Consider the following 8207-nt stretch of genomic DNA (forward strand, 5'->3'; position numbering starts at 1 on the left):
CAGCAGCCGCTCGCGCAGGTCGATGGCGTCGGCCGTGGGCCGCCGGCCCGGTGTGCGCTTGCGCGGCGCGCGGGACGCCGGCCCGGCCTGCGTTGCCGGCGCCTGGGACGCGGCGGCGATGCCCGTGCCGCCCGTGGACTTGCTGGATATGGCTCGCTTCATCGCCTTATTTAATTCAATGAATAATTAAATTTCAATGATCGAATCGTGCAGGCCCGTCGCAGGCACACCCCTTCCTCATCCGCCGCCAGCCAGCGGACGGCGCCGCGGACGCCCGTCCCCACCGGAAGTGAGACAATGCCGGCCTGCGCTCCCCGGCATTGATACCGGGCGCATCGGCACCACCTTTGCCTCCATGACCGCAATCACCCACCACGACTTCACCCTCGAACCGGCCGACAACGAGCGGCTGGCCAACCTCGCCGGCCCTTTCGACGAGAACCTGCGCCAGATCGAACTGCGCCTTGGCGTGGAGATCGCCAACCGCGGCAACGTATTCCGCGTCAGCGGCCCCGGCAGGACCGTCGGCGAGGCCGAGCGCCTGCTCAAGGCGCTCTACGATGAAGCCGCCGATACCGCTCTGGACAGCCACGCCATCCACCTGCTGTTGAGCCGCGCCAACGTCGAACAGGTCGCCGGGCGCGCCTACGACGCGCAGGAGGTTGCGATCAAGGTCAAGCGTGGCACCGTGCGCGGTCGCGGCCAGAACCAGGCGCGCTACCTGCACCAGATCGCCACCCACGACATCAACTTCGGCATCGGCCCGGCCGGCACCGGCAAGACCTTCCTGGCCGTGGCCATGGCGGTGGAAGCGCTGAACGAATCGCGCGTGCAGCGCCTGATCCTGGTGCGCCCGGCGGTGGAAGCCGGCGAGAAGCTGGGCTTCCTGCCCGGCGACCTCACCCAGAAGGTCGATCCCTACCTGCGCCCGCTGTACGACGCGCTGTACGAAATGCTCGGCGTGGAGAAGGTCGCCAAGCTGCTGGAGAAGAACGTCATCGAGATCGCGCCGCTGGCCTACATGCGCGGGCGCACGCTCAACGACGCCTTCGTGATCCTGGACGAGGCGCAGAACACCACCATCGAACAGATGAAGATGTTCCTGACCCGCCTGGGCTTCGGCTCCACCGCGGTGGTCACCGGCGACCTCACCCAGACCGACCTGCCCAAGCACGTCAAATCCGGCCTGCGCGACGCCATCGAGGTGCTGCGCGACGTCGAGGGCGTGAGCTTCACGTTCTTCGAATCGCGCGACGTGGTCCGCCACCCGCTGGTGGCGCGCATCGTCAGCGCCTACGACCGCCGCGACCTGCAGCGGGTCAATCCCGGGGCGGAGTAAGGGCCTACACTCCCGGCACCGATCCGCACAGGAGGTGCCATGCCCCGTTCCACGCTGCTGCTTGCCCTGTGGGTCCTGGCGGTTGCCGCCAGCTTTCCGGTGGCCGCCAGGAAGAAGCACGACCGGGCCTACATCGAAACCAGCTACCTGATCGCCCCCGTGCAGGTCGGCGATTTCGAGCTCGAAGGAAGCTCCTTCGATCCCGGACGGAAATATGCGGGCGCCGGTTTCCGCTATGCGTTGAAGGACCACCAGGAAATCCGCTTCGACGTCTATGTCTATCCTGCCGGACTGATGGCGCAGGAACAGGCGGTCCGCGACGGCATGGAGGCCTTCCGCCACGACCTGCGGCTGGCCGGTGAACAGGGCACCTATACGCAGCTGCGCGAATTGCAGCAGGGGCCGTTCCCGCTGCCGTCGCCGGAGACGCCGCACGGCCCGCCCGCCACTGGCGCCGACGTGGCGGTGATCAAGGCACAGGTCGAGGCCGGGCAGCTCATCGGACAGAAGCTGCAGTTGAGCATGCGCCTGCCGCCCCGCGACTGGCCGCTGTATTCCAACGGCTACCTGTTCTACAAGCAGCTCTACTATTTCAAACTGCGCGCCTCGGCCGCGCAGGAGCGCATTTCGTCCGATGAATTCAACGCGCTGACCGACCGCGCCGCGCGCCAGCTGGTTCCGGCCCTGCAGGTGGCCAATGTCGGCGGCTGCGCAGGCGGCACCATTCATCTTTCCACCGACGCGTCACCGGAGCAGGGCGCGGTACAGCTGGTCCGCCAGGCCACCCTGCTCAAGGGCCACAACTGCCACCCGTCCATCGAAGAAGCGGGCATCGCGGACCAGCGCGCCACGTTCAAGGTCGTGGAAATCACCTTCGATGCGGACGAATGGAAGTCGCAGTGAAACCGCTTGCGCGCGATACTGTGCGTCTCTGCATCGCCTGATCGCTGGAACCTGCCATGACCAAGGGCCCCGTCCGTCTTGATGTCGCCGTCAGCTATGCCCTGCCCCGCGCCGGGCTGCCCGCGGCAGTGAGTTTCCGGCGCTGGGTCGCCGCGGCGCTGGAAGGGCGCATCCGCGAAGCCGACCTGGCCATCCGCGTGGTCGACATCAAGGAAGGCCAGTCGCTGAACCGCCATTACCGCGGCAAGGACTACGCCACCAACGTGCTCAGCTTCCCGGCCGAGATTCCCGAGGGCCTGCCCAAGGGCGTCAAGTTCCCGCTGCTCGGCGACCTGGTGATCTGCGCGCCGGTGGTGGCGCGCGAGGCCGATGAGCAGAGCAAGGCGCTCAACGCCCACTACGCGCACATGACCGTGCACGGCGTGCTGCACCTGCTCGGCTGGGACCACGAGGACGACAAGGAAGCCGAGGCGATGGAGCAGCTCGAACGCGAGATCCTCGCCGAACTGGGCATCGCCGATCCCTACGCCGGCGAGCGCTGAATGATGCCGACCCGGCGCTTGTTCCCGCTGCTGCTTGCCGCTGCGCTGCCCGCCGCCGCGTATGCCGACCCGGCCGTCGACCTGCCCGCCCTGATCGAATGCCGCCAGGGCGTGAGCGACTTCGCCGCGCTGGCGCCCATCGCCGCCGATCCGCTCAAGGCGGTCGCGCTGGGCTGGCGGCCGCTGCCGCAGGGCAACCTGTTCATGAACGAGTACACGCTGAACACGCCGGTGACCGTGTTCGGCCATCCGACGGACCATATCGCCATGGCCGGCTCCAGCATCATGGCGATCCTGGACCTGGCCGATCCGCGGCCGCTGGCCGGGGCGCTGGACCTGGAAACCGGCTACGACGCCGATGGCAAATTCATGGCCGGCCGCGAACTGGTCAGCCGCGACGTGACCGACGCCAGCACCGGCGAGGCGCTGATCGAGTCGGTGATCCTGAGCGTATCCAACGTCAAGTCCCACCCCGGCAAGACCCTGGCCGGCTGCACCTACAGCCTGGATCTTCCGGCCGAGGAAGAGGCGCCGGCCGCCGCCTCCGGCACGGTCAAAGACGCGCCGCCGGCCTGAGCGGGCAGCAGCGGACATCCTGCTAGACTTGCCCTCACCGCCCGGCCCGCCGGGTGCCCTGATCGAAGAGATGTCCGAAGACGACAGTAGTACCGCCCCGGAGCAGGGCGAAAAGAAACGCGGCTGGCTCGAACGCCTGAGCGCGGCCTTCTCCGGCGAACCCCATACCCGCGACGAACTGGTGGCCGTGCTGCAGACGGCCGAGCAGGACGGCCTGATCGCCGCCGATACCCTGCGCATGATGGAAGGCGCCATCGCAGTGGCCGAACTGACCGTCGGCGACGTCATGATCCCGCGCTCGCAGATGGTATCCCTGCCGGTCGAGCAGCCTTTCCTCGAACTGATGAAGCAGGTGGTCGAATCCGGCCATTCGCGCTTCCCCGTGCATGGCGAGAACAAGGACGACGTGCTCGGCATCCTGCTGGCCAAGGACCTGCTGCGCGGCGTGGTCGCCGACAACAGCCATGCCAGCATCCGCGAACTGCTGCGCCCGGCGGTGCTGATTCCCGAATCCAAGAAGCTCAACGTGCTGCTCAAGGAGTTCCGGCTCTCGCGCAACCACATGGCGATCGTGGTGGACGAGTACGGCGGCGTCGCCGGCCTGGTCACCATCGAGGACGTGCTGGAGCAGATCGTCGGCCAGATCGACGACGAGCACGACGAAGCCGAGGACCACACCGCGCAGATCGCCATCCAGGCCGATGGCCGCTACGTGGTCGATGCGCTGACCGCGATCGAGGATTTCAACGAAAGCTTCGGCGCGGATTTCTCCGACGACGACTACGACACCATCGGCGGGCTGGTCACCGAGGCCATCGGCCACCTGCCCGAGATCGGCGACGAGCTCACCCTGGACCGCTTCGTGTTCCGCGTCGCGCGCGCCAATGCGCGGCGGGTGCAGGCCTTCCACGTCACCGTGCTGCCCCCCGACTCGCAGGACGAAGCTTGATCGCCCTGCGTCTTTCCCGGCTGCTGCGCCCCGCCTTCCCGTTCGCAGGCCTGCTGGCGTGCGCGCTGCTGTGCCTGGCGGCCGGCGTGGCCCGGGCCGCCGCATCGCCCGCCGACGATGCCGCGCCCCGTGCGCCGCGCATCGGCGTGGTGACGATGCAGCCGGGCGAGGTGTTCTTCGAGCGTTTCGGCCATGACGCCCTGGTCGTGGCCGATCCCGACGGCGGCCCGGCCATCTCCTACAACTTCGGTTTCTTCGACCCGTCCGAGCCCGGGTTCATCGGCAACTTCGTACGCGGGCGGATGATGTACTACCTCGTCGCGCTGCCTCTGGACGAGGACCTGGCACAGTACCGTGATGCCGGGCGCGGGGCTTCCATCCAGTGGCTGGACCTGCCGCCGCGACAGGCGCGGGCGCTGGCCGACGATCTGGCCGAACGCTCCCGCCCGGAGAACGCGCGCTACCGCTACGACTACTTCACCGCCAACTGCTCGACGATGGTGCGCGACGCGCTCGACCGCGCCATGGACGGCAGCCTGCAGTCGCAGCTGGCCGGGCGTTCGCGCGGCAACTCCTACCGCAGCGAAGCGGTGCGGCTGGCCTCGCCGTCGCCGTGGATGTGGCTGGGCTTCGATCTCGGCCTCGGCCCGTGGGCCGACCAACCCTTGTCGCGCTGGCAGGAAGCGTTCGTGCCGATGCGCCTGGCCGACGGCCTGCGCGAGGTCCGCAACGCCGCGGGGCGCCCGCTGGTGCAGTCCGAACAGGAACTGCTGCCGCAGCGACTGGCACCGGAACCGGCCGAATACGACCGCACGTGGTGGCCGTGGCTGCTGATTGGCCTGGCGTTGGCCGGCGCGGTCTTCTCCGCACGCCGTCACCGCCGCGCGCTGGGCGGCGTCGCCCTGGCCTTCTGGCTGTTCTGCGGCGTCGCCGGCCTGCTGCTCGCCTACCTGTGGGGCTGGAGCGAACATCGCGCCGCCTGGGGCAACCGCAACCTGCTGCTGCTCAGCCCACTGGCGCTGGCCCTGCTGCCCGGTGCGTGGCAGCTGCTGCGCGGGCGCCAGCCGGGCCGCGCGTTCGGCTGGCTGCTGTGGACGGTGGCCGCCATCGCCACGCTGTCGTTGCCGCTGCACTGGCTGTCGCTGCAGGCGCAGTTCAACATGCAGTGGATCGTGCTGCTGCTGCCGGTCCACCTGGCGCTGGCGCTGGTACTGGGCCGCCGCGGCTTGGCGGCCACTGCGCGCTGAGGCACGATGCGGCCATGGACGTCGGCAATTCTCCCGCGGCAGTGCCCGCCAATCCGCCCTGTGTCATCAACTGCACCTGGTACGGCGAGGACGGCACGCTGCGCAATCTCCCGCTGGATTCGATCAGCGAAGCGCTCGAAGCCAGCAGCCGGGGCTTCGTCTGGGTCGGCCTGTACGAGCCGGACGATGCCGTTCTGGAGAAGGTGCAGGCCGAGTTCGGCCTGCACGACCTGGCCATCGAGGACACGCGCAAGGCGCACCAGCGGCCAAAGGTGGAAACCTACGGCAACTCGCTGTTCGTGGTGGTGCACACCGCGCAGGTGGTCGAGGAGCGCATCCGCTACGGCGAGACCCACGCCTTCCTCGGCCCGCGCTACCTGGTGACGGTGCGCCACGGCGCCTCGCTGTCGTACGCGCCGGTGCGTGCGCGGCTGGAACGCGAGCACGACCTGGTGGCGTTGGGGCCGTCGTTCTGCCTGTACTCGGTGCTCGACGCCGTGGTGGACAACTACCTGCCGATCACCGACAGCTTCCGCGACACGCTGGATTCGCTGGAGAAGGACATCTTCGCCGAGAACTACCGGCGCCGTACCGTCATCCGCCTGTACGACCTCAAGCGCGAACTCAACAAGATGCGGCTGGCGGTCACCCCGCTGCAGGACGCGCTGTCGCAGCTGCAGCGCAACCCGGCGCAGCTGCTCAACGACGAGGCGCGGCTGTACCTGCGCGACGTGCAGGACCATGCCGCACGGGTCAACGACGCCATCGACACCCTGCGCGAGATGCTCGGCACCGCGTTGAGCGTGAACCTGTCGCTGGTCACCCTGGCGCAGGGCGAGACGGTCAAGCGGCTGGGCGCTTGGGCTGCGCTGCTGGCCGCGCCGACCCTGATCACCAGCTGGTATGGCATGAACTTCACCGACATGCCCGAACTGGCCGGCCGCTACGCCTACCCGCTGCTGATCCTGCTCGTCGGCACGGTCTGCGCACTGCTGTACCGGTTGTTCAAGCGTTCGGGCTGGCTGTAGCCCGCGCCTGCCGGCGGCAACTCCAACTACCCATTTCCAGGGGAATTCATGGAAAACGACGCCATCCTCGATAACCGCCGCCGGCTTTTCCTGCGCAACTCGCTGGTCGCCGGCGCCGCTGCGTTGCCCCTGCTCGGCCAGGCCGGCACCGTGTTGGCCGCCGATGAAGGCGGCGACGCATCCACGCTTCCCGACTCGATCCGTGCGCTCAAGCCGGTCGCGCATCGGGTGGTGCCGATCGGCGCCGACGAGCGCAGGCAGCGCCTTGCGCGGGCGCAGCAGCTGATGGGCGAACACGGGATCGATGCGGTGTTCATCGGCGCGGGCACCTCGCTGACCTACTTCACCGGCATGCACTGGTGGAACAGCGAGCGCCTGACCGGCGTGATCCTGCCGCGCTCGGGAGAGCCGGTCTATGTCACGCCCGAATTCGAACGCGGCCGCACGCTGGAACAGATCAAGCTCGGCAACGATGTGCGCGGCTGGCAGGAGGACGAGGATCCCTACGCGCTGGTCGCGCAGGTGATGCGCGGCTTCGGCGCCGCCACTGGCACGGTCGGCATCGAGGAAACCGTACCGTTCTTCCGCAGCAGGGGCATCATGGACGCCCTGCCGCACGCCACCTTCGTCGACGCGTGGCCGGTCACCGCCGGCTGCCGGCGCATCAAGAGCCCGGCGGAGCTGGCACTGATGCGCCTGGCCAACCAGACCACGCTGGCGGTATACGAGGCGGTGTGGAAAGCGCTCGCGCCGGGGATGACCGAGAACGACATCGCCGGACTGGTCGCCCTCGCCTATGCCCGTACCGGCCTGGACGGCAGCGCCGACGTCAACATCGGCAGGTACACCGCCTCGCCGCACGGCTCGGACGCGCCGCAGCGGCTCACCGAAGGCACCCCGGTCATCTTCGATGGTGGCTGCAGGGCCGACGGCTACACCAGCGACATCACCCGCACCGTGGTGCTGGGCAAGGCCGGCGACGACATCCGCCGCGTCTTCGACATCGTGCTGAAGGCCCAGACCAGCGCATTGAAGGCCGCCCGCCCCGGCGTGGCCATGGAGGCGCTGGACGCCGCCGCGCGCAAGGTCATCGTCGACGCCGGCTATGGCCCAGATTACACCTATTTCAGCCACCGCCTCGGCCATGGCATCGGCATGGACATGCATGAGTGGGATTACCTGGTCCGCGGCAACAAGCACCTGCTCGAGCCGGGCATGACCTTCAGCGACGAACCGGGCATCTACATCCCGGACAAGTTCGGCGTGCGCCTGGAAGACATCCTGCACATCACCGCCGACGGCGCCGAACTGCTGACCCCGCAGAGCCCGTCGATCGACCACCCGTTCGGCTGACGAGCGCACCGGGTGCGCCGACGCCGCTACCGCGCTGCCTTGTAGCACCGGGCAGTGCCCAGCGGGGCTTGGCCGGGAATGCTCCTAGCGGGGCGTTGCCCCGCTCTACAGATCGCGCTGCCCTGTAGCGCCGGGCAAGGCCCGGCGGGGCTTGGCCGGGAATGCCCCAGCGGGGCGTTGCCCCGCTCTACAGATCGCGCTGCCCTGTAGCGCCCGGCCACCCCCCGCCGGGCCGGGCCCCGGCATGCTCCCGCCGGGCGCTGCCCCGCG

General features: G+C 68.7%; 8 protein-coding genes. All 8 read left to right on the forward strand.

Going from position 1 to position 8207, the window contains the following annotated elements:
• The first annotated feature begins 355 nt into the window (after positions 1-355).
• The 8 genes from QMX80_RS17065 (at position 356) to QMX80_RS17100 (ending at position 7937) form a co-directional block, all read left to right on the forward strand.
• On the forward strand, positions 356-1339 hold the full coding sequence (locus QMX80_RS17065; protein ID WP_055770048.1) for a PhoH family protein: 984 nt from the start codon (positions 356-358) through the stop codon (positions 1337-1339).
• Between the two features lie 39 nt (positions 1340-1378).
• On the forward strand, positions 1379-2242 hold the full coding sequence (locus QMX80_RS17070) for a hypothetical protein (protein ID WP_282278366.1): 864 nt from the start codon (positions 1379-1381) through the stop codon (positions 2240-2242).
• Between the two features lie 56 nt (positions 2243-2298).
• Positions 2299-2784: an rRNA maturation RNase YbeY gene (ybeY, locus tag QMX80_RS17075; protein WP_273080108.1), complete on the forward strand. Its 486-nt coding sequence runs from the start codon at positions 2299-2301 to the stop codon at positions 2782-2784.
• Positions 2785-2787: 3 nt separating this feature from the next.
• On the forward strand, positions 2788-3360 hold the full coding sequence (locus tag QMX80_RS17080) for a hypothetical protein (RefSeq protein ID WP_282278371.1): 573 nt from the start codon (positions 2788-2790) through the stop codon (positions 3358-3360).
• A gap of 70 nt (positions 3361-3430) precedes the next feature.
• Positions 3431-4309 (forward strand): HlyC/CorC family transporter, encoded by an 879-nt coding sequence (locus QMX80_RS17085; RefSeq protein ID WP_055770054.1) that lies wholly within the window; start codon positions 3431-3433, stop codon positions 4307-4309.
• 68 nt (positions 4310-4377) lie between these two features.
• Positions 4378-5556: a DUF4105 domain-containing protein gene (locus tag QMX80_RS17090; RefSeq protein ID WP_235504320.1), complete on the forward strand. Its 1179-nt coding sequence runs from the start codon at positions 4378-4380 to the stop codon at positions 5554-5556.
• 14 nt (positions 5557-5570) lie between these two features.
• Positions 5571-6584 (forward strand): magnesium and cobalt transport protein CorA, encoded by a 1014-nt coding sequence (locus tag QMX80_RS17095; protein WP_282278369.1) that lies wholly within the window; start codon positions 5571-5573, stop codon positions 6582-6584.
• A gap of 48 nt (positions 6585-6632) precedes the next feature.
• On the forward strand, positions 6633-7937 hold the full coding sequence (locus QMX80_RS17100; protein WP_282278370.1) for a Xaa-Pro peptidase family protein: 1305 nt from the start codon (positions 6633-6635) through the stop codon (positions 7935-7937).
• Positions 7938-8207 lie beyond the last annotated feature (270 nt).

The sequence above is a fragment of the Stenotrophomonas sp. PS02297 genome, from assembly GCF_029959705.1.
Classification (GTDB): domain Bacteria; phylum Pseudomonadota; class Gammaproteobacteria; order Xanthomonadales; family Xanthomonadaceae; genus Stenotrophomonas; species Stenotrophomonas nitritireducens.

Excerpts from the sequence above, each read along its gene's own strand:
- QMX80_RS17065 (WP_055770048.1), top strand. The coding sequence starts at position 356 with ATGACCGCAATCACCCACCACGACTTCACCCTCGAACCGGCCGACAAC.
- QMX80_RS17070 (WP_282278366.1), top strand. The coding sequence starts at position 1,379 with ATGCCCCGTTCCACGCTGCTGCTTGCCCTGTGGGTCCTGGCGGTTGCC.
- ybeY (WP_273080108.1), top strand. The coding sequence starts at position 2,299 with ATGACCAAGGGCCCCGTCCGTCTTGATGTCGCCGTCAGCTATGCCCTG.
- QMX80_RS17080 (WP_282278371.1), top strand. The coding sequence starts at position 2,788 with ATGCCGACCCGGCGCTTGTTCCCGCTGCTGCTTGCCGCTGCGCTGCCC.
- QMX80_RS17085 (WP_055770054.1), top strand. The coding sequence starts at position 3,431 with ATGTCCGAAGACGACAGTAGTACCGCCCCGGAGCAGGGCGAAAAGAAA.
- QMX80_RS17095 (WP_282278369.1), top strand. The coding sequence starts at position 5,571 with ATGGACGTCGGCAATTCTCCCGCGGCAGTGCCCGCCAATCCGCCCTGT.
- QMX80_RS17100 (WP_282278370.1), top strand. The coding sequence starts at position 6,633 with ATGGAAAACGACGCCATCCTCGATAACCGCCGCCGGCTTTTCCTGCGC.